The following is a 24,691-nucleotide window of genomic DNA, read 5'->3' as shown; positions in this document are numbered from 1 at the left end:
GGCGATAGGGCACGCTGTCGGGATGACGAGCTTCGAGAATCGACTGACGGCGATGTGCGGTCGGGTCAACGCGCGTGCCGATGTCAGCGAGCTGGCGGTGCGGGTGACCGACCGTTCCGGCGACATTGACGTCGCGTGGAGCGCTCCCGGGGCGCGGGCCACGCACTGCATCGCCAGCAGCACGAAGCCGTTCGCGGCCGCGCTCATCCTGCGGCGGGTCGCGTCGGGCGAGCTCGACCTCGCCCAGCCGCTCGTGAGCATCGTTCCCCGCGACGAGCTCGCGGGTCTCAACCGCGTCGGAGGCACCGACCGAGCCGACGAGCTGACGCTGCGCGACGTGCTCGCCCACACCTCGGGCATCCCGAACTACTACGCCGCGAAGGCGCTGGATCCGAACAGCGACATCGCCGCCGTGACCGCGGCGGATCCCGGGTGGAGCTACTCCGACGCCCTCGAGATCGCCCGCGGCATGGAGGCGAAGTTCGCTCCGCACAGCGGGCGAGCCGAGTACAGCTTCACGAACTACCAGCTGGTGACGCGCGTGATCGAGCTGGTGACCGGGGTCACGCTCGCCGCGGCGCTGGCGCGCGAGATCATCGAGCCGATGGGGCTTCGCGACACCGCGCTGCTGACGCCGGCCTCGCTGGAGCTGTTCGATGACGCATCGCCGATTCTGCATGGTCGGCAGTCGTATCGCGGCGCGCGTCGGCTCGCCTCGCTCGGAGCCGAAGGCGCCCTGGTGTCGAGCACGGCCGACACGATGCGGTTCCTGCGCGCGACGCTCGACGGCGAGGCCCTCGGCGACGGCATGCTGCAGCGTGCGCTCTCCGACCGGCTCCCGATCTTCCCCGGCGCGAGCTACGGCCTCGGCGTGATGGCGCTGACGCTGCCGCGACTGCTGACCGGTCTTCCGCGACCCGGGCAGCTCATCGGCCACGCGGGAATGACCGGGCACTTCATGTTCGGCGACCCGGTCAGCGGGCTGGCCGCCGTCGGCACGACCAACCAGCTCGCCGACCCGCGGCGTTCGATTCGGGTGCTGATCGGGGCGCTGCGCGCGGCCCGGTCGGTCAGTCGAGGCTGAGTCGCCGCCGGAACTCGTCAGTGAGCCGTCGGCGCTCCACCTTGCCCATGCGATTGCGGGGGATCGTGGCGACCCGCCCGAAGACGGTCGGATGCTTGCCCGGCATTCGCTGGCGCAGCATGCGGTCGAGTGCGCGCAGGTCGCCGTTCGCCTCGGCGACGACCGCGAGTCCCAGCTCCGGAACGCCGGCCCGTCGTTCGATGACGAAGGCTGCCGCGTCGGTCACGCCCGGGAAGCCCTCGATCACGGCGTCCACGCTCGCCGGGTCGATCTTCACCCCGCCCAGATTGATGAGCTCGGAGTCGCGGCCGTCGAGAACGAGGTGGCCGGATGCGTTCAGCATCCCGCGGTCGCCGGGGTGGAACCACCCCGCCCGGAAGGAGCTGTCGGATCCCTCGTTCAGATACCCCGACGCGAGACCCGGGCCGCGATAGCGGACCTCGCCCGAGGTGCCCGCGGCAACGCCGACGCCATCCGCGTCGACGATCTCGAGATCGATGCCCGGCAGCAGCGCCCCGGTGTCGGACGGATCGTCTCCCTCGGCCAGGAGCGTCATCGAGATCCCACCGCCCTCGGTCGACCCGTAGACGCTCTTGATGGGCACCCCGTGCTCCTGGGTGGCGGCCGCCACGAATCCGGGCGTCGGGGCGGCGCCCGCCGTGCGGATCTCCCGCAGCGTGGGCAGCGTGATCGCGTGTTCGCGCAGCAGCCCGAGCGCGTGGCCGACCTGGACGGGCGACCCGGCGAGCACGGCGATGCTCATCGCGGCGGCGGCGCGCAGCGTGCGCGGGTCGATCTGGTTCATCGCCAGGTAGGGGACGCCGTGGCGCAGCGCCGCGAGGGCCGTGTGGAAGCCGCCCGTCGTCGAGAGCGTCATGAGGTTCAGCTCGACCCGGCCATCGGTCCAGTAGCTGTCGAGGTTGCTGAGCCGGTGCTCGACGGCCGCGACCGAGAGCATCGCGGCGCGCGGCTCACCGGTGGTGCCGCTGGTCAGGATCAGTCGGCAGGTCGAGTCGGGGCGCGGGAAGTGCACCGCGGGCGGTCCGGGCTCTCCCCGGTCTCGGTACACGGACACGGCATCGTCCAGCCAGAGCCGGTCGATCGCCACGGTGAGCGGGGCGGTGGCCAGCATCCGAGCGGGGTCGGTGATCAGCACATCGGCGCCCAGGGTGATCGGCTCCACGAGTCCGCTCAGCGACAGCGAACGCGCGGCGAGGCGGAAGAGAGCGAGGGTGACGATCCAGTCGAGTGCGGGCTCGACGTCGATGGCGACGAGCTGGCGCGGGCGGATCCCCGCCTCGCGAAGCCGGGTCGCGGCGGCGGCAACGGCGACGTCCAGTTCGGCGAAGGTCCACTGCCGGTCGATCGCCACGAGCGCCAGGCCTTCGCTGTCGGCTTCGGCGTGGGCTCGCAGCTGATGCACGGAAGAAAACATGACGCTCCGGTCCTCGGGTGTCGCTGGTGTCCGCCCCCACTGTAGGGTGAACCGACTTGCCCGTGACTTGTCCCCCCGATTCACGGGTTCACCCCGACGCTCTGTGAGGAGCCCCCGTGGCCGAGGCTGTGCCCCCGACGACCGCTTTCGGACCTCTGGCGCGACGCCGCATATCACGGACGGCTGCTGCGGTCGCCTCCAGCGGGCTGCTGGTCGGCATCGGCGCCAGCCCGGCCTGGGCGGCGACCGCGGATGACTGCGACGTCGCGAACACGGTGACGGCTCCCGGGGAGGGGGCGGCCGAGATCCAGGCGCTGCTGGACGCGGACACCGCGACGGTCTGCCTGTCGGGAACGTTCACCCTGACGGCACCGCTGACCTTCGACCACGACCTGGTCATCTTCGGCCTCGACTCTGCGGTTCTGGACGGCGACGGGGCCACGAACATCCTGGAAGGCACGTCGGGCGCACGCCTCTCGGTGGGAAGCGTGTCCTTCATCAATGGGGTCGGCACCTCGGGCGGTGCCATCACCGTCGACGGCGACCTGGCCGTCGGCTCCTCGTCGTTCACCGGCAACCTGGCGACCGAGGGCGGCGGCGCGATCTTCGCGGATGGCGACGGCAGCCTGGAGGTTGAGATCTTCGACTCGACCTTCACGAACAACTCGACGGGGTCGAGCGACGCTCCCGGCGGCGCGGTCTTCGCCGATGGGGAGAGCACGGTCTACATCTTCGAATCGACCTTCGACGGCAATCAGGGGGGCGAGTTCGGCGGCGCGGTCGCCGGTTACGTGGTGCTGGCCGAGACCTCGACGTTCATCGACAACGAGGCGGAGTACGGCGGCGCGCTCTACGGCTTCGCCACCCTCACCGTCGCGTCGACGTTCGCCGAGAACGCCGCGGTGCAGGGAGGGGCGAACGCCTCCCTCTACTACGCCGCCGTGGTGGACTCGACCTTCGTCGACAACACCGCCGTCGAGATCGGTGGGGCGCTCGTCGCGGCCGACTTCGCCGTGATCCAGAACTCGACCTTCGTCGACAACGATGGGGGCGAGGTCGGCGGTGCGCTCGCAACGGCGGGCGGCTCGATCACGTTCACCACATTCCTCGGCAACGAGGCCGACCAGGCCGACGCCGTGATGATCTTCGAGGAGGGCTTCGGCTCCGGCGAGTTCGACGACCTGCAGCTCGGCGGCAACATCTTCGCCGGGACCAGCGGCAACGAGCAGCTCCGTCTCGACGCCCCCGGCAGCGAGTCCGCCGTGTTCACGGACCTCGGAGGCAACGTCTTCAGCACGTCTCGCGCCGTCGAGTCGCACCTCGAGCCGGTGCACGAGAGCTCGCTGTTCTCTCGTTCGGTGGAGGACATCTTCGGCCCGAATCCCGCGTTGGCCGACAACGGCGGCGCGACAGAGACGGTGGCGCTGATCGCGGGAAGCCCCGCGATCGACGCGGTCCCCGACATCGACGTCGACTGGATCTTCAGCGCCGACGAGGTGTTCTTGGAGGACTTCGCGGCGTCCAGCGATAGCTTCGACGCGGTCGACGACTACTTCGCGGCGGCCGATGAGAAGGAGACCTACGACCAGCGCGGAGTCGAGCGGACGGCTCTCGCCGATGCGGGCTCGTTCGAGTACGGCGTCGCGGAGCTGGCGTCGACGGGTCCCGAGAGCGCAGCGCAGACCACCTGGTTCGCCGCGGTGCTGGTCGCGCTCGGCTCGCTCGCGGTGCTCGTGGCACGCCGCAGCCGGCGCGTCTCCTAGTCGCCGGAATCCGGCGCTGCTCGGACGCGCGCGCGTCGGGGCGTGCGGGCCGAGCGGGGAGCCCTGCGATACCCTGGCGAGGCGCCCTCGTAGCTCAGCGGATAGAGCAGGAGCCTTCTAATCTCTTGGTCGCAGGTTCGATTCCTGCCGAGGGCACATCCCGAACGTCGGCCCAGTTGCGGACCGTGTCACGCCGCGCACCGCGATGCGGTGCGGGTTCGATTCCTGCCGAGGGCACATCCCGAACGTCGGCCCAGTTGCGGACCGTGTCACGCCGCGCACCGCGATGCGGTGCGGGTTCGATTCCTGCCGAGGGCACATCCCGAATGTCCGCCCAGTTGCGGACCCGAATGGGCTAGCGACCGGCGCCGTGCGGCTCCGGCTCGATCTCGCCTTCGAGCACGATGTCGCCGTGCTCGTCGCGCGAGGCGGCGGCCGTCTGCTCGGCGGCCCAGCGCTGCTGATCGGCGACGACCGGGTCGACCGCCTCCGTCTCGTACTTCCAGCGCTCGAGGTCGAGCCCGAACAGCTTCTTGGCGCGGCGCGGGTGCGCGACCCATTCGACGAGACGCTCGCGGTACTCGCGCAGGCTCTGCTCGGCCTGGAAGCTGAAGCTCACCGAGTTGACGCGCATGTCGGCGAGCTCGTGCGCGGCCCAGTCGGCCGCCATCGCGGCGCCGGAGATCGGGAGGAGTCGCACCTGGATGTCCGCGGCGGCGGCAAGCTGCTGGGAGTGATCCTTGGCGGCGGCGGACTGACTGTGCCAGGTGGCGGCATGCGTCGCCGAGGTGACCAGGGCGGCGACGGCCGCGGCACGTGTCTCGCGGTCGCGCTGGACCACGAGTCGTCGGGTCGCCGAGCGGCCGATGGCCGCTCCCATGAACCCCGCGACCAGGACGGCGAAGAACGGCAGGACCGTTCCCATCACGAGCTGCTGGCCGTCGGCCGACCAGAACCATTCCACGAAGCTGTTCCACCACTGCATGGCCGCACACTATCCCCGCAACGCGCCGCATCCCGGTTGATTCGCGTGAGCGCGTCGAACTCTCGGGGGGCGCCCAGCCACGGCTCACAGCGCGCGGGCGGCGTCAGCCGTAGCGCAGGGCGTCGATCGCCTCGTCGACGTCGTCGAACTCGCCGAGCTCGGTCAGCTGCGACGCCCCGCGCGCGAGGCGCTTGCTGACCCAGCGCGCGCCCGGCTCCGACGGCTCCCGGGGGTCGAGGTAGCCGAGGACCTCGCCCGAGCCGAGCACGACGCGGTGGAGCCCGCTCGCGAGCGCCACCACGCGGATCCCGTGGCGGAGGTGCCGGGGCGCGAGTTCGCCGAGCGACGGCATCCGTTCCCGCAGCAGGTTCATGGGCTCAGGCTAGGTCGAACCACCGACGATGGGGATGCTGGCCGTCGACGGGGGGAGCGCGAGATCCGCCGCCACCACGGTCTTGGCCGCGCGCGCTGTCTGCGCGAGGACGATGGCGATCAGCACGATCGCGGCGCCGAGCAGCTGGACGGCGTCGAGCGTCTCGCCGAGCCAGATCCAGGCGAAGAGGAACGCGAACAGCACCTCGCTGGAGGCGACCACGCCAGCGGCGGTCGCGGGGAGGTACTTGAGCGCCGTGAACGAGAGCAGGAATGTCACGAACGAGCCGCCGATCGCGGTGACGATCAGCGGGATCCACAACGGCAGCTCGAAGCTGCCGTGGGAGCCCCCGAGCTCGGTCGGCTGCACGAAGATCGACGGTTCGAGCTCCCACCAGCCGCTGAAGATCGCCCAGAAGAGCGTCGCGAAGGTGCCCGTCCAGAAGGCGACCGCGAGCGGCGAGGTTCGCGTGACCTGCCGCTCTCCGATCACGAAGTAGATGGTGAGGGATGCCGCCGCGCCGAGGCCGAAGAGCACCCCGAGCGGGTTGAGGGTGCTCGCCCAGACCTGGGCGACGAGGGCGAGCCCCGCGAGCACGAGGCCGATCGCGATCCACAGCCGTCGCCTGACCTTCTCGCGGAAGACGAAGAAGGCGACCAGGGCGACGAACAGCACCGCGAGGTACTCCAGCAGCAGCGTGATGCCGACCGGCAGCAGCGCGAGTGCCGCGGCGTAGCTCGCCTGCAGCAGGGCGAGGCCGAACACGCCGAGCACGGCCATGATCGCGAGGCCGCGCCAGCCGACGCGGAACCCGCGGGGGTTCACGATCAGCAGGGCGATGCCCGCGCTGAGGGCGATGCCGAGGGTGCGCAGCAGGGTGAGCTGGGGCGCGCTGAGATCCGTTTCCAGGATCAGCTTCGTCAGGCTGCCGTTGGCGCCGAACAGGACGGCCGCGAGCAGCGCGTAGACATAGCCCATCTAGACCCGGCCCGTGCCCTGCACGGCGAGCGGCTCGATCGCGGCGAGCTCGTCGGCGCTCAGCTCGAGGTTGTCGAGGGCGCCGAGGCTCGACTCGAGCTGCGCGACGCTGGACGCGCCGATCAGCGCGCTCGTCACCTGCGGATGGCGCAGCACCCAGGCCAGCGCCAGCTGCGCGAGCGACTGCCCGCGCGCCTCGGCGATGCCGTGCAGACCGCGCACCCGCTCCAGGTACTCCGGCGTGAGGTTCTTCTCCGTCAGCCAGCGTCCCTCGGCGGCGCGCGAGTCGGCCGGCACCCCGTTCAGGTAGCGGTCGGTGAGCAGGCCCTGGGCGAGCGGCGAGAACACGATGCTTCCGGCGCCGACCTCGTCGAGCACCGGAAGCAGGCCGTCCTCGACGGGGGCGCGGTCGAACATGTTGTAGCGCGGCTGGTGGATGAGCAGCGGGATGCCCTCGGCGGCGAGCGCGGCGGCGGCCGCGCGCGTCTGGTCCGGGGCGTAGTTGGAGATGCCCGCGTAGAGCGCCTTGCCGCTGCGCACGGCGTGCGCGAGTGCCCCCATCGTCTCCTCGATCGGCGTCTCCGGGTCGGGACGGTGGTGGTAGAAGATGTCGACGTAGTCGAGGCCCATGCGGGCGAGCGAGGCGTCGAGCGAGCTCAGCAGGTACTTGCGCGACCCCCACTCGCCGTAGGGCCCGGGGTGCATGTAGTACCCGGCCTTGCTCGAGATGATGAGCTCGTCGCGGTACGGCGCGAAGTCCTCGGCGAAGATGCGCCCGAAGTTGGCCTCGGCGCTGCCGGCGGGCGGGCCGTAGTTGTTGGCGAGGTCGAAGTGCGTGACCCCGAGGTCGAAGGCGCGGCGCAGGATCGCGCGCTGCGTCTCGATCGGGCGATCGTCGCCGAAGTTGTTCCAGAGCCCGAGCGAGATGCGGGGCAGCAGCGAGCCGCTGCGCCCGGAGCGGGCGTAGCTCATCGAGTCGTAGCGGGTGTCGTCGGCGACATAGGGGGGAGGCATCCTGAGCATGGTCTCAGCGTAGAACCAGCGGGGCGGAACGAATCGCGCTTCGTCGTTGTTGTTTCTGGATGTTCCACCATGTTCGGAAAGTAAGGTCACTTCATGCGCACATTCGTTCTTGCCGGTGGTTGCTTCTGGTGCCTCGACGCGGTCTACCGCACGCTCAAGGGCGTGCACGACGTCGTCTCCGGCTACACCGGCGGCGACCTGGCGAATCCCAGCTACGAGGCCGTCTGCACGGGCCAGACCGGCCACGCCGAGGCCGTCAAGGTGGTGTTCGACGAGGCTGTGATTCCGGCGGAGGTCATTCTCGACGTGTTCTTCACGCTGCACGACCCGCGGCAGCTGAACCGGCAGGGCAACGACGTCGGCACGCAGTACCGCTCGGCGATGTTCTACGCCGACGAGGCGCAGAAGGCCGAGTTCGAGGCGGCGCTCACGCGGGCCGCCGAGTACTGGGACGGCGGCATCGTGACCCAGCTCGAGCCGCTCGGCATCTGGTTCGACGCGGAGGAGTACCACCAGGACTTCTTCGCCAAGAACCCGACCCAGGGCTACTGCCTCGCGGTCGCCCTGCCGAAGGTCAACAAGGTGCGCCGCTCCTACGCGGAGTTCGTGCGGGCGTCCTAGTCGCGGCGCAGTATTCGCCGAGATCTGCCTGAGCGGCACCTTCGTATCGACGGGCAGTCGAGGGGCGCCTCTGGCGCGGCGCGACGGTTCGGCGTAGCGTGCGAAGTGCACCGGAAAGGAGCTCTTCAACGATGAATGACAAGATGATGACCGGTCAGCGCTGGGTCGCCTTCGGGCCCGCGGGAGCGGTCGGTTCGATCGAGCACACCGAGGACGGCTACACGGTCCGGATCTTGGAAGATGAGGAGCCGCGGGGCACCTACCCGACGCTTCAGGTCGCCAAGAGCGCGCTGCACGCCAGCATGACTCCGGGTTCCGACTGGCCGGAGTTCCACGAGCACTGAGCACCCATCCCGCGGGCGTTTCGTTCCCCGGGAGCACAGGCCCCGGTCCCTCCACATCGTGAGGCGGCCGGGGCCTGTGTCATGCGCGGCAGAGCCAGCATGGGCGCACGGATGCCGGGGTTCCCTCCGGCACGAACGGCACCCCGGCATCCGGTCGCTCTCGCACTCGCGAGGCGAACCGCGTCGAAGGAGCCGAACATGTCCGACCAGATCACCGTCACCGGCCTCGTGGCCACCATCCCGCGCCACCTCGTCACCGGCGAAGGGCTGCCCATCACCTCGTTCCGTCTGGCGAGCACGCAGCGTCGCTACGACCGCAGCCAGCAGCGCTGGGTGGACGGCGACACCAACTGGTTCACGATCACCTCGTTCCGCCAGATCGCGCTCAATGTGAACGCCTCCGTGCAGAAGGGGCAGCGGGTCGTGGTGACGGGCCGGCTGCGGGTGCGCGACTGGGAGAGCGGAGAGAAGGTCGGCACCACCGTCGACATCGACGTCGACGCGATCGGCCACGACCTCGCGTGGGGCACCGCCAGCTTCACCCGATCGGTGGCGAGCAGCGTCACCGCCGAAGCTACGGCCGATCCGCGCCCCGAGCCGGAATCGGGCGACGGGGACGGCGCGGCGGAGGGTGCGGAGGCGGAAGCGACGCGCGAGCCCGTCGCGACACCGTTCTAGGCGTCGCGACGGGGAGCGGACTCAGGAGTAGTAGGTGCCGGAGCCGGTGCCCGTGATCGCGATCGCGACGATCCACCACACGGTCGTCAGAACGATCAGGGCGATCGTGGCGTAGCCGAGGATGAACCCGGTGACGGCCATGCCCTTGCCGGTGCCGTCCATCGACTTCGACTTGGCGACGCCGATGTGCCCGAAGATCGCGGCCAGGACGGCGGGCAGGAAGGCCAGGAACGCCGCGACGAGTCCGACGATCGGGATGAGCGCCCAGATTCCGATCACGATCGCCGCGATCCCGAGCGCGAGCGCGGCGATGGCCATGCCGTTCGAGGGCTTGGCGGGAAGGGGAGTGTAGGCGGGCGGCGTCGGGGGCGTCGGAGTCGTCATGACCGAGAGCGTAGGGAAATTCGCCACGGAGGCCAAGCCCCGCAGCGGTGCGCCGGAGGCGAGCGTCGCTCTAGGCTGTGAGCATGACTTCGGCTGTTAGTACTCGTGTCGCGGCGGTGGCGGTGGCCGTGGGCCTCGCGTTCACCGTCGCCGCGTGCGCTGCCGACGAGCCCGCGCCGATCCCCACGGTGACGGCGAGCGCGCCGCCGACGGCGATCCCGAACCCCGATCCGACGCTGCGACCCGACGGGTCGGCGCTGCAGAACCTCGATTACTTCGAGTTCGTGCTGACGGCCGCGGTCGACGACGGCGCCGATTCGGGCGGGGCGTTCCTCGACGCGCTCGTCGAGGCCGGTTTCGAGCGCTCGGCGATGGAGGTCACCGCCGACCGCACCACCGTCAACCTCGACGCCGACAGCGTCCAGTTCTCGGTGCTGATCAACGACACCTGTCTCGTCGGCCAGTACGGCGACGACATGGGGCTGCACGTCGCGGCGTTCTCGGTGCTGGCGACGGGCACCTGCCTGGTCGGGGAGACCGAAGCCGTCGGCTGACCTCGCGCTCGGGCGTCAGGAGCAGGGCCTCGGCTTCCGTAGACTCGGGGCATGGCCGAATTTATTTACACGATGATCCGCGCCCGGAAGACGGTGGGCGAGAAGCTCATCCTCGACGACGTCACCATGTCGTTCTTCCCCGGCGCCAAGATCGGCATGGTCGGCCCGAACGGCGCAGGCAAGTCGACCATCCTCAAGATCATGGCGGGGCTCGACCAGCCCTCCAACGGCGAGGCGACCTTGAGCCCCGGCTACAGCGTCGGCATCCTGATGCAGGAGCCGGAGCTCGACGAGTCGAAGACCGTCCTCGAGAACGTCCAGGAGGGCGTCGGCGAGATCAAGGCCAAGGTCGACCGGTTCAACGAGATCTCGGCCGCGATGGCCGAGCCCGATGCCGACTTCGACGCGCTGCTGGCCGAGATGGGAACCCTGCAGGAGGCCATCGACGCCGCCGACGCCTGGGACCTCGACTCGCAGCTCGAGCAGGCGATGGATGCGCTGCGCACCCCGCCCGGCGACTGGCCGGTCTCGAACCTCTCCGGTGGTGAGAAGCGCCGCGTGGCGCTCTGCAAGCTGCTGCTGCAGAAGCCCGACCTGCTGCTGCTCGACGAGCCCACCAACCACCTCGACGCCGAGAGCGTGCTCTGGCTCGAGCAGCACCTGCAGAAGTACACCGGCGCTGTCATCGCGATCACCCACGATCGGTACTTCCTCGACAACGTCGCCCAGTGGATCGCGGAGGTCGACCGCGGTCGCCTCTACCCGTACGAGGGCAACTACTCCACCTACCTGGAGAAGAAGGCCCAGCGCCTCGAGGTGCAGGGCAAGAAGGACGCCAAGCTCGCCAAGCGCCTCGCCGAGGAGCTCGACTGGGTCCGCTCGAACGCGAAGGGCCGCCAGGCCAAGTCGAAGGCGCGTCTCGCGCGCTACGAGGAGATGGCGACCGAGGCCGAGCGCACGCGCAAGCTCGACTTCGAGGAGATCCAGATCCCCGCGGGTCCGCGTCTCGGCGCCGTTGTGATCGAGGCGAAGAACCTCAAGAAGGGCTTCGACGACCGCGTGCTGATCGACGGCCTGAGCTTCAGCCTGCCGCCGAACGGCATCATCGGCGTCATCGGCCCGAACGGCGTCGGCAAGACCACCCTGTTCAAGACGATCGTCGGCCTCGAGCCGGTCGACGGCGGCGAGCTGAAGATCGGCGAGACGGTCAAGATCAGCTACGTCGACCAGTCGCGCGCGAACATCGACCCGAACAAGAACCTCTGGGAGGTCGTCTCCGACGGCCTCGACATCATCACGGTCGGCAAGACCGAGATCCCGTCGCGCGCCTACGTCAGCAAGTTCGGCTTCAAGGGGCCGGACCAGCAGAAGAAGGCCGGCGTGCTCTCCGGTGGTGAGCGCAACCGCCTCAACCTGGCGCTGACGCTCAAGGAGGGCGGCAACCTGCTGCTGCTCGACGAGCCCACCAACGACCTCGACGTCGAGACCCTGCAGAGCCTCGAGAACGCGCTGCTCGAGTTCCCCGGCTGCGCCGTGGTCATCACCCACGACCGGTGGTTCCTCGACCGGGTCGCGACGCACATCCTCGCCTACGAGGGCACCGAGGAGAACCCGTCGAACTGGCACTGGTTCGAGGGCAACTTCGCCGCCTACGAAGAGGACAAGATCAAGCGCCTCGGCCCGGATGCGGCGAACCCGCACCGCTCGACCTACCGCAAGCTCACGCGCGACTAGACGCCCGTACGCCGAGACTCGTGCAGCGGTCCAGGGCCGCTGTGCGGGTCCATTCGGCGCGCCTCGACGCGCCCGCGCGCCCTGGGTATCGTGGCGGCATGACAGCGACGCCAGGCCCCCTCGACATCGAGTTCACCGCGACGATCGGGGTCGAGGTGAAGCAAGAACTCTGGTCCTGTGTCAGCGTGCCCGACTCCCGGGAGATCTTCGGCACCGGAAAGCCGGTCAAGGTCGTTGCCACGGTCGACGGCTTCGAGCTCAGCGCGACGCTCATGCCGGATGGCGCCGGCGGACACATGCTGTCGCTGTCCAAGCCCATTCGCGCCCGAATCGGCAAGGACATCGGCGACTCCGTCGCCGTCCGGTTGACGCAGCTCCGGTGAGTGAGCGCCGTCTCGGCGCACGAAAAAGGCCGCCCCGGGTTTCCCCGGAGCGGCCTTTCTCAGTTCATCGCGCGGCGCGAGCCGCGGTCACGAACGAACTGCGTCAGTTGGCGAGAAGGCCCTCGAACGCGTCGGGGTACTCCACGAGCCAAGCGTTGATCGCCTCGGCGTACTGGCCCTCGCCGTACTCGTTGACGACGAGGTTCTCGAGCGCGCCGTACTGAGCGTCATCGAGCTGGATGTTCGCGATCAGCTCGGCGGCCTCGGGGTGCTCCTCCGAGAAGCCGGCGGTGCCGAGGAAGTGCAGGCCCTCGGAGCCGCCCATGGCGCCTTCCGGGTCCTCGAGCGTCTTGATGTCGAAGGCCGCGTTGGCCCAGAACGGACGCCACAGCGTCACGACGATGTCCTCCTGCGCGTTCGATCGCGTTGCCGAGCTCGGTGAGCATGGCGGCGGTCGACGAGGTGACGAGCTCGTACTCGCCCTCCAGGCCGTAGGTCGGGATCATCGCGTCCTGCGTGATCGCGGTGAGGCCCGCGCCCGGCTCGATGCCGGTGATCTTGCCGTCGAACATGTCGCCGTTGCCGGCGAGCTCCGCGATCGAGTCGATCTCGGTGTAGGTCGGGACCGCGATCGTCAGGCTGGCGCCCGCGTAGTAGGTTCCGAGGTCCTCGATGTCGTCCCCGTACTCCTCCATGTAGGCGGCGTGGGTGACCTCGGACCATGCCGAGGGGTAGATGTCGACGTCGCCGCCGGCGAGGCCGATGTAGAGCGGAGCCGCCTCGGTGAGGGTCTCCATCTCGACGGTGTAGCCGAGCTTCTCGAGCTGGTCCTCCAGGAGGTACGCGGTGCTCAGGCCGTCGGTCCATCCGGGGATGAAGCCGAGGGTGATGGTTCCCATCGAGTCACCGTTGTCGGATCCGGCGTCGCCGGTCTCGGCGGTCGCGCAGCCGGCGAGGCCGACCGTGAGGGCGAGCGCACCTCCGATGACGGCGCTACGGCGCACAGTGTGTCCATTCAGCATGTGAATGTCCTTTCTCTGGTTGTTCCCGGCGATGCGGGCTTGGCAGCGCTCCACGGAAGCTCCGTCGAGCGCGGATTGGGGGAGCGGCGCCTAGCTGGCGCTGCGGGCCACGAGCTCGGCGCGCGCGCTGCGACGGCGCGCGGCGATGGCTCGCAGCGAGTGCGGGTGCTCGGCGGGGGTGCCCAGTGCCGAGGTCACGCGGTCGAGGAAGATCGCGAGGATCACCACACCGAGTCCGGCTTCGACGCCCATCGGGACGTTCAGGGTCGAGATCGCCGCAACGACGTCCTTTCCGAGGCCGTCGGCGCCCGCGATTCCGGCGATGACCGCCATCGAGAGCGACAGCATGATCACCTGGTTGATGCCGCCCATGATGGTGGGCGCCGCGAGGGGCAACTGGATGCCGCGCAGGATCTGTCCCGGCGTCGCACCGAAGGCCTGGCCGGCTTCGACGCGCTCGGCGTCGACTCCGCGGATGCCGAGCTCGGTGAAGCGCACCCCGGGCGGGAGCGAGAAGATGATCGTCGCCACGACACCGGGAACCACGCCGATGCCGAAGAAGATGATCGCGGGGATCAGGTACACGTAGGCCGGCATCGTCTGCATGAAGTCGAGCACCGGGCGCAGCACGGCGCGCGCCGCGGAGTTGCGCGCCATGAGGATGCCGAGCGGCACCGCGATCACGATGGCGATCAGAGCCGCCACGAGAACCAGCGCGAACGTCTGCATGGCCGAGGTCCAGACGTCCATGCCGAGGATCAGCAGGAACGAGATGACCGTTCCGACGGCGAGCTGCCACGAGCGCAGCGCCCAGCCGATCAGGGCGAAGACCGCGATCAGCACGAGCGCCGGAATCCAGAGCAGCACGTCGGTCAGCGAGGTGACCATCCAGTCGAAGCCGGTGTCGAGACCGTCGAACACGATCGCGAGGTTGTCTTTCGCCCAGTCCAGGCCGGTGTCGAACCATTCGCCGACGGGAATGCGGAACCAATCCATCAGCGGGTCTCCTTCGCTTCGGTTGCGGAGGCTTCGTCGGCGGCTCCCGGGGCAGTGGCGAGCAGCTCATCGATCTCCGCGGCGGGCACGGGGATGACGATCTCGCCGGTGGCGGCATCGCCGGGGCCGAGAGCGGCCAGCAGCGTCACGCGCGGGATCACGCCGACGAGGCGTCCGTCAGAGTTGACGACCGCCAACGGGAGCGGCGACTCCACCGAGGGAACGAAGAGGTCCATCAGGACCGCATCGACCTCGACGGACTGCGGCACGGGGCGGATCATGCTGGCGAGCGAGCGCTCGCCCTTCTGCACGAGCTTCATGGCGTCGCGGTCGCGCACCATGCCGAGCAGCTTGTGATCGCGGCCGGTCACGTAGACGGCGGAGGAGTAGCCCTCGCGCATCGCCTTGAGCGCGGTGCGCGGGCCCGCGGACTCCGAGACGGACAGCCGCGGCTTCTCCATCACGTTGCCGGCGGTGAGCACGCGCGCACGGTCGACGTCCTGCACGAACTGCTCGACGTAGTCGTTGGCGGGGTCGGTGAGGATGTCCTCCGGCGTGCCGATCTGAACGACGCGACCGTCGTGCATGACGGCGATGCGATCGCCGAGGAACATCGCCTCGTTGAGGTCGTGGGTGATGAAGATGATGGTCTTCTGCAGGGTCTCCTGCAGTTCGAGGAGCTGCTCCTGCATCTCGCGGCGGATCAGCGGGTCGAGGGCGCTGAACGCCTCGTCCATCAGCAGCACGTCGGTGTCGGCGGCGAGGGCGCGGCCGAGGCCCACGCGCTGCTGCATTCCACCGGAGAGCTCGGAGGGGTACTTGTCCTCCCAGCCGGCGAGACCGACCAGCGCGGTGGTCTTCCGGGCGCGCTCCAGGCGCTCCTCGCGCGGCATGCCCTGGATCTCGAGGCCGTAGGCCACGTTGTCGAGCACCGTGCGGTGGGGGAGCAGGGCGAAGTGCTGGAACACCATCGAGATCCGCTTGCGGCGGATCTGGCGCAGCTGCTCGGCGGAGATGCCGGTGATCGGGTCGCCGCCGATCGTCACGGTGCCGGCGGTCGCATCGAGCAGGCCGTTCAGCATCCGGATCAGGGTCGACTTGCCGGAGCCGGAGAGGCCCATCACGACGAAGATCTCGCCGCGCTTGACCTCGAAGCTCGCATCGATCACGGCGGCGGTGGTGCCGAGGGAGACCTCGTCGCGGTGCGCGCCGGTGCGGAGTCGTTCAACAGTTTCGGTCGTTCGGCGGCCGAAGACTTTGAAAAGTCCGTCCGCCTTCAGTGCAACAGTGTCGGTCACGTCATCCTGTGCCTGCGCGCGTCAGCGCCAGGTCTCGGGTTGCGGTCCGGGCACGCCATGCGGACGCCTGCGATCAACTGCAGGCGAGGGACATCACATCGAGTGATGTCGCGCATTGACATGCCATACGCTCGCCGCCACGGGGGGCGGCGATCGCGGCCTGGGTGTCAGGGCTCACTCCACGGTCGTGTCGGACGCGTCGCCGGGAGGCCGTCAACTAACGTAACAGAGCCGGGCGAGCCCTGGCCAACCGTGGGCGCCATCGAGTCCGGATCGAGACATGGCGTTCACTTCGCGTTTCGAACGGAGCCGTCCACCATGACCCGACTTCATGTGCCGATCGCCTTGCGCTGGGCCGACCTCGACGCCTACGGGCACGTCAACAACGCGGTCATGCTGCGGCTGCTCGAGGAGGCCCGCATCCAGGTGTTCTGGGCGGACAGCGCCGCGGGCCACGAGGCCAGCGATGTCCCCGCGACCGCGCTCATCGACAACGGCGACGGTGCGCAGACGCTCTCGCTGATCGCGCGGCAGGAGATCGAGTACCTTGCCCCGGTCCCGTACCTGCGCAAGCCCATCGATGTGCAGCTGTGGATCGGCCGACTCGGCGGCTCCAGCCTCGAGGTCTGCTACGAGGTCTGCTCGCCGGTCGGCGCGGAACCGCAGATCGTGTTCGCGCGGGCGAGCACGACGATCGTGCTCGTCAACGCGACCACGATGCGACCGCGCCGCCTGACCGACGCCGAGCGCGAGACCTGGTCCGCCCACGCGGAAGACCCGATCGAGTTCGCGAACCGGCGCTGAACCGTCGTCCGCCCGCGTGAGCAGAGCCGGCGCGCTCCCGGTCAGTTCAAGAACTCGGGCACGCGGATCATGCCCTCTTGCGCCACGCTCGCGGCGAGGACGCCGTCGCGCGAGTAGATCCGACCCTGGGCGAGCCCGCGCCCGCCGATCGCGGTGGGCGACTCCTGCACATAGAGCAGCCATTCGTCGGCGCGCGCGAAACGGTGCCACCACATGGCGTGGTCGAGGCTCGCGACCTTGAGGCCGGGGTTCGACCAGGCGACGCCGTGCTTGCGCAGCACCGGCTCGAGGATGGCGTAGTCGCTCGCGTAGGCGAGGGCGGCGCGGTGGATGTTCGGGTCGTCGGGCAGCGGATCCTGCGCGCGCATCCAGATCACCTGGTGCGCGGACTTCTCGCGGTCGGGCGTCAGGTAGATCGGCTCTTCGACGTGACGGATGTCGAAGGCCCGCCGGTTGGCCCAGGCGCGGGCGAGCGGGTGGTCGACGTCTTTGAGCAGCTCGGCGACCGTCGGCAGACTCTCGGGATCGGGGATGCCGGCGGGCATCTCCACCTGGTGGTCGAAGCCGGGGTCGACGTCCTGGAACGAGGCGATCATCGACAGAATCGGCTCACCCGACTGGTAGGCCTGCGTGCGACGGGTCGAGAACGAGCGGCCGTCGTGGATGCGGTCCACCGAGAACGTGATCGGCTGCGTCACATCGCCGGGCCGGAGGAAGTAGCCGTGCATCGAATGCACGAAACGGTCTTCCGGCGTCGTGCGAATCGCGGCCATGAGCGACTGGGCCAGAACCTGCCCGCCGAACACGCGCCCGTTGGGCATCCACTCGCTCGGTCCGGTGAAGATGTCCTCGCGCGTGCGGGCACCCGTGTCGGAAAGGTCGAGGGCGGCCAGGAGTCCCGACACAGCATCGCTCATGGGTTGTAGTTTAGGAGCAGATGAGCCGTTCCTTCACGCTGACAGACCTCCCCGCCCTCGACGATCTGCAGACCTTCCTGGCGCGCGCCGCGCGCATCGAGGACGGTTCCGTGCGCCTGGTCGCCGCCAACGGCGTGCTCGCGGTGTACGTCGCGATCTTCTACCCCGTCGGGCTGACTGACGATGCGCCCACGGTGCTGGGGCTGCGCGTCGCCCGGATCTCCGGCGACGACAGCTTCGACGCCGTCGTTCCGCTGGCCGCGCTGCGCCAGCGGCTGGAGAACGTGCAGGCGGACGCCGCGCGCGCCGCCAACCCCGAGCTGTTCACCGCGACCCTGACGCTGCCGATGGAGGCGCCGAGCGTCACCTGGGCCGCGATCTCGCCGCCGCGCGGCGGGTGGGCGCCGATCGGCACGATCGACGCCGGCGTGCTCGACGCCGCCGCGCGTGCCGGGATCGATCAGGTCGCCGAGGCGCTTCCCGACGGGGCCGGTGAGCAGATCGTGCGCACGGTGCGCACCGAGGTCTGGGGGCGCGAGATCGCGGGCGCGGAGCACATCCCGGCGGGCGCCGCCTTCGCCGCGCTCAGTCTCGGGTTCCTCGGCGGCGCGAGACTCGACGGGGCGGCGCCGATCGAGGTGTTCGAGACGGGCACCTGGACGCGGCTCAGCTCACCGCGCGGTCACGTGCTCGTGAAGCGTCGCGCCTGGACTCTCTCGCGCTAGCACGCGTCGCGCGAGACGGACCGGCTAGAGGTAGTAGTTCATCAGCTCGAACATGGTCGAGAAGACGATCGACATGATCACGATTCCGACGATCAACGACAGCGCGTGCACCGCGATCGTCGCCCAGAGGGGCGCGAGTCCGCCGCCGGTGCGTCGGCGCACCACGACCGAACGTCCGATCACGTAGACGAGGTTGCCGCCGGCGACGAACACGAACAGCATCCACGGCCAGGCGAAGGGCTGCGGGACGCCCCGCGCCTTCAGCTCCTTGTGGTCGAAGTAGGCGCCCGCGATCAGGACCGCGGTCGCGACGATGCCGAGAAGCACCGTGGCCAGGTAGCCCGGGTCAGTGAAGATCGCGAACTGCGCCGCCGGATCGCTGGGGTAGAGCAGGGACAGCGTCATGATCCCCCGCCAGTCGATGAACATCGCCGGAATGAGGCTCAGCAGCGGGGCGAGCGCGATCACCCAGATCCAGGGTGTGCTCGTGCTGGTGCCGGCGGGCGCGCGAAGCGCGGCGGTGGCGGAGGCGTTGACGGTGTACGGAGTCTGATCGGTCACGGGCCGAGCCTAGAGGTCACCGCGCGGAACCCGGGAGCGCACACGCGACGAGATCAGAGCTGCGCGGCGACCGTGCGGCCGGCGGTGCGGCCCGTGAACAGGCAGCCGCCGAGGAAGGTCCCCTCGAGCGAGCGGTAGCCGTGCATGCCGCCGCCGCCGAAACCGGCGGCCTCGCCCGCGGCGAACAGGCCCGGGATGGGCGTGCCGTCGGCGGTGAGCGCCTGACCGGTCAGGTCGGTCTGGATGCCGCCCAGGCTCTTGCGCGTCAGCACGTGCAGCTTCACGGCGATGAGCGGCCGGTGCCGGGCGTCGAGGATCTTGTGGGGCTTCGCGACGCGGATGAGGCGGTCGCCGCGGTAGCGCCGCGCACCGCGCGTGGCGGTCACCTGCGCATCCTTGCTGAACGGGTTGTCCAGCTCTCGGTCGCGCGCCTCGATCTCGCGTCGGATGGTCTTCGTGTCGAGCTTGATCCCGGGCGAGAGGCGCTTCATCCCGGCGAACAGCTCGTCGAGGGTGTCGGCGACGATGAAGTCCTCGCCCTGCTCCTTGAACGCCTCGACGGGGCCGGTGGCGCCCTTCGCGAGTCGCTGCCGGAGCAGCTCGAGGATGCTCTTGCCGGTGAGGTCGGGGTTCTGCTCGCTGCCGGAGAGCGCGAACTCCTTCTCGATGATCGACTGCGTCAGCACGAACCAGGAGTGGTCGTGCCCGGTCTGGCGCAGGTGCTCGAGCGTTCCGAGGGTGTCGAAGCCGGGGAACAGCGGCACCGGCAGGCGATTGCCGGTGGCGTCGAACCAGAGGCTCGACGGGCCGGGCAGGATCCGGATGCCGTGGTCGGCCCAGACCGGATCGAAGTTCGTGATGCCTTCGACGTAGTGCCACATGCGGTCGCCGTTGATCAGCCGCGCGCCGGCGTTCTCGGAGATCGCCAGCATGCGTCCGTCGACGTGGGCGGGGACTCCGCTGAGCATCTGCTTCGGGGGAGCGCCGAGCCATTCGGGCCACTGCGCGCGAACCAGGTCGTGGTTGCCGCCGATGCCACCGCTGGAGACGATCACGGCGCCGGCTTTGAACTCGAACGGGTCGATCTCGTCGCGATTGCTCGCCGCGCCTCGTGCCGCGTCGTCGTCGGCGAGGATCTGCCCGCGCACGCCCACCACGGCGCCGTCGCGGGTGATCAGCTCGTCGACGCGGTGACGGAAGCGCAGCTCGACGAGCCCCGCCTCGACGCCCTCGCGCACGGCGCGGATGAACGGCTCCAGGATGGCGGGGCCGGTGCCCCACGTGACGTGGAAGCGGGGAACCGAGTTGCCGTGCGCCGTCGCGGTGTAGCCGCCGCGCTCGGCCCATCCGACGACGGGGAAGAACGAGACGCCCTTCTCGCGCAGCCAGGCGCGCTTCTCGCCGGCGGCGAAGGCGAGGTAGGCCTCCGCCCAGCGGCGACCGTGCTCGTCCTCGTCGCGGTCGAATTCGGCGCTGGCGAACCAGTCCTGGCGGGCGAGCTCGTGGCTGTCGCGGATTCCCATCCGTCGCTGCTCGGGGCTGTCGATCAGGAAAAGGCCGCCGAAGGACCACCACGCCTGACCGCCGAGGCTGGCCTCGGGCTCCTGCTCGAGCACGATCACCTTCTTGCCGGCGGCGACCAGTTCGCTGGCGGCGACGAGTCCCGCGAGTCCGGCTCCGACAACGATCGCGTCTGCCTGATCGGTCACTCGCGAACCCCCCAATTCCTCGATGCGCGTTGGCGTTCCGAGACTACCGGGGCGAAACGCGGGGGAAGCTGGGCGCGCCTAGTCGGCGGCGATTGAGAGGTGGAGCGTGTCACCTTCGACCCGATCGAGTTCGGCCGGCGTGACGAAGAGATCGTGATGCAGGAGTCGGTGGACCCGGACGAAGCCGGCGCGGAGAAGGTGGTGGGCCTGTTCATCAGGGATCGCATCCCCGCCGAGGATGGAGCGCAGCTCGTTGAGCATGTCGAACGAGCACTCATCGAAGTGCTGGCCCTCGTCGGTGACCGCCTGCGGGTCGCCGATGCTGACCGCGCTGACCTTGCCCACACGCTCGCCGGTCATGTCGACGACGGTCATGCCCTCGCGCACCTGATCGATCGTGTTCACCGCGCTCACGTCCTTTCGGCCCGCAGTCGTGCGACTCCGCACGATGTCCTCACGATAGGCGGTGCGCATGATGTGCTCCGATCTTGACGGCCGCTCAGCAGGGGTTACTCAGCGCGCAATCAGATTAGCGGAGGAATTCTCAGGCGTCGAGCGTATTGACCATCGCGTGGGCGGCGCGCTCCAGATAGCTCCAGAGCGTCGCCTCGTGCAGCTGCGAGAGCTCGAGGCTCTTCATCGCCGTGTGCATGTGGGCGAGCCAGCGGTCGCGCGCATCCGGGTTGACCTTGAAGGCGGCGTGGCGCATGCGCAGGCGCGGGTGGCCGCGCTCCTCGCTGTAGGTCGTCGGCCCGCCCCAGTACTGCTCGAGGAATCCGGTGAGGCGCTGGATCGCGCCCTCGAGGTCCTCCTCGGGATACATCGGACGCAGCACCTCGTCGTCCTTCACGCCGACGTAGAAGGCGCGGACGAGCTTCTCGAACGTCGGCCGGCCGCCGACCTGCTCCCAGAAGTTGCCGCCGACGGCTTCGCCGCTCGGGCCGGATCGGAGGGTGACGGGGTTCTCGGTCATGATTCCTTCGAGGTCGAGCGGCGGCCGGGCGACGGGCGCGGGATCGGGACCTGGGCGGTCTTCGGCGGGCGAGCGCCCCGCACGGATGCGGCGCCCTCGTAGCCGGTGAGGATCGTGGTCGACAGCGCGGGCAGGCGAACACCGAGCTCGTCGAGCGAGCGCTTGAGCCGGGCGCGCAGCTCGCGGGCGACATCGTCCTTGCTGCCCGAGTGCGTCTTGACGACGAGGCGGACGACGATGCCGTCGCCGGAGATGGACTCGATGCCCCAGAGCTCGGGGCGCTCGAGGATGAGCCGCTTCCACTTGGGCTCCTCCGAGAGCCGGACGGCGGTGGCGAGCATGTGGTCCTCGACCGTGTCGATGTCGGCGTCGTAGGGTACCTGCAGATCGAGCACGACGCGGGACCAGCCCTGCGAGAGATTGCCGACCCGTGTGATCTCGCCGTTGCGCACGTACCAGAGCGTTCCGTTGACGTCGCGGATGCGCGTGACGCGGATCTCCACCGACTCGACGATGCCGGTCGCGGGGCCGAGATCGACGACGTCGCCGACCCCGAGCTGGTCCTCGGCGACGAGGAAGATGCCGCTCAGGATGTCGCGGACGAGGTTCTGGGCGCCGAAGCCGAGGCCCGCGCCGAGCGCCGCGGTGATCAGGGCGAAGGCTCCCGTGGCGTTCGGGTCGATGGCGGAGATGATCAGCACGAGGGCGACGATCACGATGACCGCGGTGATGATGCCGGTCAGGATGCCGCCGAGGGCGCGGGTGCGCTGCACGACGCGCGCGGCCGCGACGGGGGAGGCGGGAAGAAGCTGCGTGTCCTCGATGCCCTGGCTCTTCTTCACGCCGCTCACGACGCGGTGGACGACGCGCCGGATGACGAAGGTCAGGACAACACGCACGATGATGGAGCCGACGACGATCGCGACGATCGAGATGGGCGTGCCGAAGCGTCCGTCGAGGATGGCTTCGACGCTGGCCCAGAAGGCGCCCCAAGAACTGAAATCCATGTCGGGGCTCAGCCTAGTTCGCCGTGCCGCGAGTTGCTCCCGGATACCCCTGGGGGTATAGTCGAGCCATGACTTCGAATCGTGTGGTGATCATCGGCGGCGTCGCGGGCGGAATGTCGGCCGCGACGCGGATGCGTCGGCTCGACGAATCCGCCGAGATCATCGTGCTCGAGCGCGGGGGCGAGGTGTCGTTCGCGAACTGCGGGCTGCCCTACCACCTGAGCGGCGTCATCGCCGAGCGCTCCTCGCTCGTGCTGCAGACCCCGCGAGCCCTGGGCGCGCGATTCCGGCTCGACGTGCGGGTGCGCTCCACGGTGACCGCGATCGATCCCGTGACGCACACCGTCTCGGTGCTGCCCGCCGACGGTGCGGCGTACGAGCTGGGCTACGACAAGCTGATTCTCGCGACCGGCGCGTCGCCGATCCGCCCCGAGATCCCGGGCGCCGATCGGGCGCACGTGCTGCGCGACCTCGACGACCTCGACCGCATCGTGAGCGCCCTCGACGACGCTCCGCGCGCGGCGGTCGTGCTCGGCGCCGGCTACGTCGGGCTGGAGGTCGCCGAGAACCTCGCGCACCGCGGCGTCGCGACCTCGGTCGTCCAGCGCGACTCGCAGATCCTCACCAGCTTCGACCCCGAGATGGCGCAGCCCGTCGCGCGCCAGCTCGAGAGCAACGGGGTGCGGCTTCTCACCGGGGCCACCGCCGTTCGGATCGACGCCGACTCGGTCACGCTCGACGACGGCACCGAGGTGCCCGCCGAGCTCGTGATCTCGGCCATCGGCGTGCGCCCCGAGACCGACCTGGCCGTGCGCGCGGGTCTCGAGATCGGGCCGCGCGGCGGCGTCGCCGTCGATCACGAGCTGCGCACGAGCGACCGCGACATCTATGCGATCGGCGACGCGGCCGAGAAGGCGGATGCGATCTTCGGCGGGACGCGCCTGCTCGCGCTCGCCGGACCCGCCAACCGACACGGGCGGCTCGTGGCCGACTCGATCGCCGGACGCCCGATCTCGGCCCGCCCGTCCTTCGGCGTCGCCATCGTCTCGGTGTTCGGCCTGGCCGCCGCCTCCGTCGGGGCGAGCGAGAAGCAGCTGCGTGCGGCGGGGCGCGCCTACCGGGCGATCCACACGCATCCGCAGCAGCACACCGGGTACTACCCGGGGGCTCGTCCCATCTCGCTCAAGCTGCTCGTCGATCCGGTCGATGACGCGATCCTCGGTGCGCAGGCGGTGGGGATGGAGGGCGCCGACAAGCGCATCGACGTCATCGCGACCGCGATGTCGAGCGGTCGCACCGCCAGCGAGCTCGCGGAGCTCGAGCTGGCCTACGCGCCGCAGTTCGGCTCCGCCAAGGACCCGGTGAACATGCTCGGCTACGTCAACGAGAACCTGCGCGACGGGCTCGACCGCACGCTTCAGTGGCACGAGCTCGAGGGTGCGCTCGCCGCCGGAGCGCGACTGATCAACGTCCGGGCGCGGGGCCAGCTCTCGGAGGGCTCGATCCCCGGCAGCACCTGGATTCCGGTCGAGGAGCTCCGCGCGCGCGCCGACGACCTGCAGGGCGGCCCGATCGTGATCCACTGTCGTGTGGGTCAAAGCGCTCACACCGCCGTTCGGCTGCTGACCGAGCTCGGCGTCGACGCCGTCAACCTGGACGGCGGATACCTGACCTGGCGCGATGGAACCGCCGCGCGCGACGCCGCTGCGACCCTCGCGGCCGCCTGACCCCCTCGAGAGGACCACCCATGCAGAGCATCACCCCCACCGACCTCGCCGCGCTCGGCGACACCGCCACGATCGTGGATGTCCGCGAACGCGACGAATACGATGCGGCGCACGTGCCGGGCGTCATCCACGTCGCCCTCAGCGAGCTCACTAATCGCTTCGCCGAATTGCCCGACGACCGTACCCTGTACGTCATGTGCCTCTCCGGGGGACGCAGCGTGCAGGCGACCAACTTCCTGACCGCTCAGGGCCGCGACGCGGTCAACGTCCTCGGCGGCATCACCGAGTGGTACCACGCAGGACTGCCGATCGAGAGGAGTGCAGCATGAGTGACCAGGCCGACGCAACGCGGGCCATCGTGAATCGCCTGAAGCGTGCCGAAGGGCAGCTGCACGCGCTCGTGACCGCCGTCGAGAGCGGCGGCGACTGCCGCAGCGTCGTGACGCAGCTCTCGGCGGTGTCCTCGGCGCTGGATCGCGCCGGATTCGCGATCATCGCCTCGGCGCTGACGAACTGCGCGACGCTCGACGAGGAGGAACCCGGTCCCGACGGTCTGAGCCGGGCGGAGCTGGAGAAGCTCTTCCTCACGCTCGCCTGAGACCGGGTTCGTCCC

General features: G+C 69.7%; 27 protein-coding genes, 1 tRNA gene and 1 pseudogene. 14 read left to right on the top strand and 15 right to left on the bottom strand.

Annotation, left to right across the window (positions count from 1 at the left end):
• Positions 1–22: 22 nt before the first annotated feature.
• Positions 23–1,084 carry a serine hydrolase domain-containing protein gene (locus AC0L6Y_RS07495; protein ID WP_473550288.1) on the top strand — a complete coding sequence of 354 codons (1,062 nt, stop codon included), beginning with the start codon at positions 23–25 and terminating at the stop codon, positions 1,082–1,084.
• On the opposite strand, the gene AC0L6Y_RS07490 is transcribed toward AC0L6Y_RS07495, so the two are convergent.
• Complete coding sequence (locus AC0L6Y_RS07490; protein ID WP_473550286.1) at positions 1,071–2,519, bottom strand: class I adenylate-forming enzyme family protein; 1,449 nt, start codon at positions 2,517–2,519, stop codon at positions 1,071–1,073. The genes AC0L6Y_RS07495 and AC0L6Y_RS07490 overlap by 14 nt on opposite strands.
• A 116-nt stretch (positions 2,520–2,635) precedes the next feature.
• On the opposite strand from AC0L6Y_RS07490, the gene AC0L6Y_RS07485 reads away from it, so the two are divergent.
• On the top strand, positions 2,636–4,282 hold the full coding sequence (locus AC0L6Y_RS07485; RefSeq protein ID WP_473550282.1) for a choice-of-anchor Q domain-containing protein: 1,647 nt from the start codon (positions 2,636–2,638) through the stop codon (positions 4,280–4,282).
• Positions 4,283–4,365: 83 nt separating this feature from the next.
• A tRNA-Arg gene (locus tag AC0L6Y_RS07480) sits at positions 4,366–4,438 on the top strand.
• A 199-nt stretch (positions 4,439–4,637) separates the two neighbouring features.
• On the opposite strand, the gene AC0L6Y_RS07475 is transcribed toward AC0L6Y_RS07480, so the two are convergent.
• From AC0L6Y_RS07475 to AC0L6Y_RS07460, 4 genes are all read right to left on the bottom strand, one after another.
• The gene (locus AC0L6Y_RS07475) at positions 4,638–5,267 is read right to left on the bottom strand and encodes a hypothetical protein (protein WP_473550280.1); all 630 of its coding nucleotides are present in this window, start codon (positions 5,265–5,267) and stop codon (positions 4,638–4,640) included.
• 103 nt (positions 5,268–5,370) lie between these two features.
• Positions 5,371–5,640, bottom strand: a complete 270-nt coding sequence (locus tag AC0L6Y_RS07470; RefSeq protein ID WP_473550278.1) for a hypothetical protein — start codon at positions 5,638–5,640, stop codon at positions 5,371–5,373.
• 9 nt (positions 5,641–5,649) lie between these two features.
• Positions 5,650–6,618 carry an EamA family transporter gene (locus AC0L6Y_RS07465; RefSeq protein ID WP_473550273.1) on the bottom strand — a complete coding sequence of 323 codons (969 nt, stop codon included), beginning with the start codon at positions 6,616–6,618 and terminating at the stop codon, positions 5,650–5,652.
• Positions 6,619–7,632, bottom strand: a complete 1,014-nt coding sequence (locus AC0L6Y_RS07460; RefSeq protein WP_473550269.1) for an aldo/keto reductase — start codon at positions 7,630–7,632, stop codon at positions 6,619–6,621.
• A 102-nt stretch (positions 7,633–7,734) separates the two neighbouring features.
• Between AC0L6Y_RS07460 and msrA the strand changes: the two genes are divergently transcribed.
• From msrA to AC0L6Y_RS07445, 3 genes are all read left to right on the top strand, one after another.
• Entirely contained in the window at positions 7,735–8,262 is a 528-nt protein-coding gene (gene msrA, locus AC0L6Y_RS07455; RefSeq protein WP_473550266.1) for a peptide-methionine (S)-S-oxide reductase MsrA, read from the top strand.
• 131 nt (positions 8,263–8,393) lie between these two features.
• On the top strand, positions 8,394–8,606 hold the full coding sequence (locus tag AC0L6Y_RS07450) for a methyltransferase (RefSeq protein WP_473550263.1): 213 nt from the start codon (positions 8,394–8,396) through the stop codon (positions 8,604–8,606).
• Between the two features lie 198 nt (positions 8,607–8,804).
• Positions 8,805–9,284: a single-stranded DNA-binding protein gene (locus AC0L6Y_RS07445; RefSeq protein WP_473550259.1), complete on the top strand. Its 480-nt coding sequence runs from the start codon at positions 8,805–8,807 to the stop codon at positions 9,282–9,284.
• A gap of 21 nt (positions 9,285–9,305) precedes the next feature.
• Here AC0L6Y_RS07445 and AC0L6Y_RS07440 read toward each other — a convergent pair whose 3' ends face one another.
• A complete protein-coding gene (locus AC0L6Y_RS07440) occupies positions 9,306–9,668 on the bottom strand; it encodes a DUF4190 domain-containing protein (protein ID WP_473550256.1) in 363 nt (120 codons plus the stop codon).
• A gap of 83 nt (positions 9,669–9,751) precedes the next feature.
• Here AC0L6Y_RS07440 and AC0L6Y_RS07435 point away from each other — a divergent pair, with 83 nt between their 5' ends.
• From AC0L6Y_RS07435 to AC0L6Y_RS07425, 3 genes are all read left to right on the top strand, one after another.
• A complete protein-coding gene (locus AC0L6Y_RS07435; protein WP_473550252.1) occupies positions 9,752–10,222 on the top strand; it encodes a DUF6993 domain-containing protein in 471 nt (156 codons plus the stop codon).
• A 51-nt stretch (positions 10,223–10,273) separates the two neighbouring features.
• Entirely contained in the window at positions 10,274–11,956 is a 1,683-nt protein-coding gene (gene ettA, locus AC0L6Y_RS07430) for an energy-dependent translational throttle protein EttA (protein WP_473550250.1), read from the top strand.
• Positions 11,957–12,054: 98 nt separating this feature from the next.
• A complete protein-coding gene (locus AC0L6Y_RS07425; protein WP_473550248.1) occupies positions 12,055–12,339 on the top strand; it encodes a DUF1905 domain-containing protein in 285 nt (94 codons plus the stop codon).
• Positions 12,340–12,442: 103 nt separating this feature from the next.
• On the opposite strand, the pseudogene AC0L6Y_RS07420 reads toward AC0L6Y_RS07425, so the two are convergent.
• The 3 genes and pseudogenes from AC0L6Y_RS07420 to AC0L6Y_RS07410 form a co-directional block, all read right to left on the bottom strand.
• A pseudogene (locus AC0L6Y_RS07420) lies at positions 12,443–13,361 on the bottom strand (glycine betaine ABC transporter substrate-binding protein).
• 90 nt (positions 13,362–13,451) lie between these two features.
• Entirely contained in the window at positions 13,452–14,357 is a 906-nt protein-coding gene (locus AC0L6Y_RS07415; RefSeq protein WP_473550244.1) for an ABC transporter permease, read from the bottom strand.
• The gene (locus AC0L6Y_RS07410; protein ID WP_473550241.1) at positions 14,357–15,655 is read right to left on the bottom strand and encodes a quaternary amine ABC transporter ATP-binding protein; all 1,299 of its coding nucleotides are present in this window, start codon (positions 15,653–15,655) and stop codon (positions 14,357–14,359) included. The genes AC0L6Y_RS07415 and AC0L6Y_RS07410 overlap by 1 nt, the downstream gene beginning before the upstream one ends.
• A 318-nt stretch (positions 15,656–15,973) precedes the next feature.
• Between AC0L6Y_RS07410 and AC0L6Y_RS07405 the strand changes: the two genes are divergently transcribed.
• Positions 15,974–16,459: an acyl-CoA thioesterase gene (locus AC0L6Y_RS07405; protein ID WP_473550238.1), complete on the top strand. Its 486-nt coding sequence runs from the start codon at positions 15,974–15,976 to the stop codon at positions 16,457–16,459.
• A gap of 41 nt (positions 16,460–16,500) precedes the next feature.
• On the opposite strand, the gene AC0L6Y_RS07400 is transcribed toward AC0L6Y_RS07405, so the two are convergent.
• Positions 16,501–17,376: an acyl-CoA thioesterase gene (locus AC0L6Y_RS07400; RefSeq protein ID WP_473550236.1), complete on the bottom strand. Its 876-nt coding sequence runs from the start codon at positions 17,374–17,376 to the stop codon at positions 16,501–16,503.
• A gap of 20 nt (positions 17,377–17,396) precedes the next feature.
• Here AC0L6Y_RS07400 and AC0L6Y_RS07395 point away from each other — a divergent pair, with 20 nt between their 5' ends.
• On the top strand, positions 17,397–18,101 hold the full coding sequence (locus AC0L6Y_RS07395; RefSeq protein WP_473550233.1) for a DUF8185 domain-containing protein: 705 nt from the start codon (positions 17,397–17,399) through the stop codon (positions 18,099–18,101).
• A gap of 24 nt (positions 18,102–18,125) precedes the next feature.
• Here the strand turns inward: AC0L6Y_RS07395 and AC0L6Y_RS07390 are convergent, their stop codons facing one another.
• From AC0L6Y_RS07390 to AC0L6Y_RS07370, 5 genes are all read right to left on the bottom strand, one after another.
• Entirely contained in the window at positions 18,126–18,662 is a 537-nt protein-coding gene (locus AC0L6Y_RS07390; RefSeq protein WP_473550230.1) for a hypothetical protein, read from the bottom strand.
• A gap of 53 nt (positions 18,663–18,715) precedes the next feature.
• The gene (locus AC0L6Y_RS07385) at positions 18,716–20,371 is read right to left on the bottom strand and encodes an FAD-binding dehydrogenase (RefSeq protein ID WP_473550226.1); all 1,656 of its coding nucleotides are present in this window, start codon (positions 20,369–20,371) and stop codon (positions 18,716–18,718) included.
• Between the two features lie 78 nt (positions 20,372–20,449).
• The gene (locus AC0L6Y_RS07380) at positions 20,450–20,845 is read right to left on the bottom strand and encodes a hypothetical protein (RefSeq protein ID WP_473550224.1); all 396 of its coding nucleotides are present in this window, start codon (positions 20,843–20,845) and stop codon (positions 20,450–20,452) included.
• Positions 20,846–20,915: 70 nt separating this feature from the next.
• A complete protein-coding gene (locus tag AC0L6Y_RS07375; RefSeq protein WP_473550221.1) occupies positions 20,916–21,344 on the bottom strand; it encodes a globin in 429 nt (142 codons plus the stop codon).
• Positions 21,341–22,351, bottom strand: a complete 1,011-nt coding sequence (locus AC0L6Y_RS07370; RefSeq protein WP_473550218.1) for a mechanosensitive ion channel family protein — start codon at positions 22,349–22,351, stop codon at positions 21,341–21,343. Before AC0L6Y_RS07370 ends, AC0L6Y_RS07375 begins: the two co-directional genes overlap by 4 nt.
• Positions 22,352–22,419: 68 nt before the next feature.
• Here AC0L6Y_RS07370 and AC0L6Y_RS07365 point away from each other — a divergent pair, with 68 nt between their 5' ends.
• The 3 genes from AC0L6Y_RS07365 to AC0L6Y_RS07355 are packed head-to-tail and all read left to right on the top strand — an operon-like array spanning position 22,420 to position 24,676.
• Positions 22,420–24,078 (top strand): FAD-dependent oxidoreductase, encoded by a 1,659-nt coding sequence (locus AC0L6Y_RS07365; protein ID WP_473550214.1) that lies wholly within the window; start codon positions 22,420–22,422, stop codon positions 24,076–24,078.
• Positions 24,079–24,098: 20 nt separating this feature from the next.
• Complete coding sequence (locus AC0L6Y_RS07360) at positions 24,099–24,407, top strand: rhodanese-like domain-containing protein (RefSeq protein ID WP_473550211.1); 309 nt, start codon at positions 24,099–24,101, stop codon at positions 24,405–24,407.
• A complete protein-coding gene (locus AC0L6Y_RS07355; RefSeq protein WP_473550208.1) occupies positions 24,404–24,676 on the top strand; it encodes a metal-sensitive transcriptional regulator in 273 nt (90 codons plus the stop codon). Before AC0L6Y_RS07360 ends, AC0L6Y_RS07355 begins: the two co-directional genes overlap by 4 nt.
• Positions 24,677–24,691 lie beyond the last annotated feature (15 nt).

Source organism: Pseudolysinimonas sp. 10J20-29 (assembly GCF_055809595.1).
The sequence above is the reverse complement of the archived record's forward strand: the minus strand, read 5'-3'. Positions and strand labels throughout refer to the sequence as shown.

Excerpts from the sequence above, each read along its gene's own strand:
- AC0L6Y_RS07495 (WP_473550288.1), top strand. The coding sequence starts at position 23 with ATGACGAGCTTCGAGAATCGACTGACGGCGATGTGCGGTCGGGTCAAC.
- AC0L6Y_RS07490 (WP_473550286.1), bottom strand. The coding sequence starts at position 2,519 with ATGTTTTCTTCCGTGCATCAGCTGCGAGCCCACGCCGAAGCCGACAGC.
- AC0L6Y_RS07475 (WP_473550280.1), bottom strand. The coding sequence starts at position 5,267 with ATGCAGTGGTGGAACAGCTTCGTGGAATGGTTCTGGTCGGCCGACGGC.
- AC0L6Y_RS07470 (WP_473550278.1), bottom strand. The coding sequence starts at position 5,640 with ATGAACCTGCTGCGGGAACGGATGCCGTCGCTCGGCGAACTCGCGCCC.
- AC0L6Y_RS07465 (WP_473550273.1), bottom strand. The coding sequence starts at position 6,618 with ATGGGCTATGTCTACGCGCTGCTCGCGGCCGTCCTGTTCGGCGCCAAC.
- AC0L6Y_RS07460 (WP_473550269.1), bottom strand. The coding sequence starts at position 7,632 with ATGCCTCCCCCCTATGTCGCCGACGACACCCGCTACGACTCGATGAGC.
- msrA (WP_473550266.1), top strand. The coding sequence starts at position 7,735 with ATGCGCACATTCGTTCTTGCCGGTGGTTGCTTCTGGTGCCTCGACGCG.
- AC0L6Y_RS07450 (WP_473550263.1), top strand. The coding sequence starts at position 8,394 with ATGAATGACAAGATGATGACCGGTCAGCGCTGGGTCGCCTTCGGGCCC.
- AC0L6Y_RS07445 (WP_473550259.1), top strand. The coding sequence starts at position 8,805 with ATGTCCGACCAGATCACCGTCACCGGCCTCGTGGCCACCATCCCGCGC.
- AC0L6Y_RS07440 (WP_473550256.1), bottom strand. The coding sequence starts at position 9,668 with ATGACGACTCCGACGCCCCCGACGCCGCCCGCCTACACTCCCCTTCCC.
- AC0L6Y_RS07435 (WP_473550252.1), top strand. The coding sequence starts at position 9,752 with ATGACTTCGGCTGTTAGTACTCGTGTCGCGGCGGTGGCGGTGGCCGTG.
- ettA (WP_473550250.1), top strand. The coding sequence starts at position 10,274 with ATGGCCGAATTTATTTACACGATGATCCGCGCCCGGAAGACGGTGGGC.
- AC0L6Y_RS07425 (WP_473550248.1), top strand. The coding sequence starts at position 12,055 with ATGACAGCGACGCCAGGCCCCCTCGACATCGAGTTCACCGCGACGATC.
- AC0L6Y_RS07415 (WP_473550244.1), bottom strand. The coding sequence starts at position 14,357 with ATGGATTGGTTCCGCATTCCCGTCGGCGAATGGTTCGACACCGGCCTG.
- AC0L6Y_RS07405 (WP_473550238.1), top strand. The coding sequence starts at position 15,974 with ATGACCCGACTTCATGTGCCGATCGCCTTGCGCTGGGCCGACCTCGAC.
- AC0L6Y_RS07400 (WP_473550236.1), bottom strand. The coding sequence starts at position 17,376 with ATGAGCGATGCTGTGTCGGGACTCCTGGCCGCCCTCGACCTTTCCGAC.
- AC0L6Y_RS07395 (WP_473550233.1), top strand. The coding sequence starts at position 17,397 with ATGAGCCGTTCCTTCACGCTGACAGACCTCCCCGCCCTCGACGATCTG.
- AC0L6Y_RS07380 (WP_473550224.1), bottom strand. The coding sequence starts at position 20,845 with ATGCGCACCGCCTATCGTGAGGACATCGTGCGGAGTCGCACGACTGCG.
- AC0L6Y_RS07375 (WP_473550221.1), bottom strand. The coding sequence starts at position 21,344 with ATGACCGAGAACCCCGTCACCCTCCGATCCGGCCCGAGCGGCGAAGCC.
- AC0L6Y_RS07370 (WP_473550218.1), bottom strand. The coding sequence starts at position 22,351 with ATGGATTTCAGTTCTTGGGGCGCCTTCTGGGCCAGCGTCGAAGCCATC.
- AC0L6Y_RS07365 (WP_473550214.1), top strand. The coding sequence starts at position 22,420 with ATGACTTCGAATCGTGTGGTGATCATCGGCGGCGTCGCGGGCGGAATG.
- AC0L6Y_RS07360 (WP_473550211.1), top strand. The coding sequence starts at position 24,099 with ATGCAGAGCATCACCCCCACCGACCTCGCCGCGCTCGGCGACACCGCC.
- AC0L6Y_RS07355 (WP_473550208.1), top strand. The coding sequence starts at position 24,404 with ATGAGTGACCAGGCCGACGCAACGCGGGCCATCGTGAATCGCCTGAAG.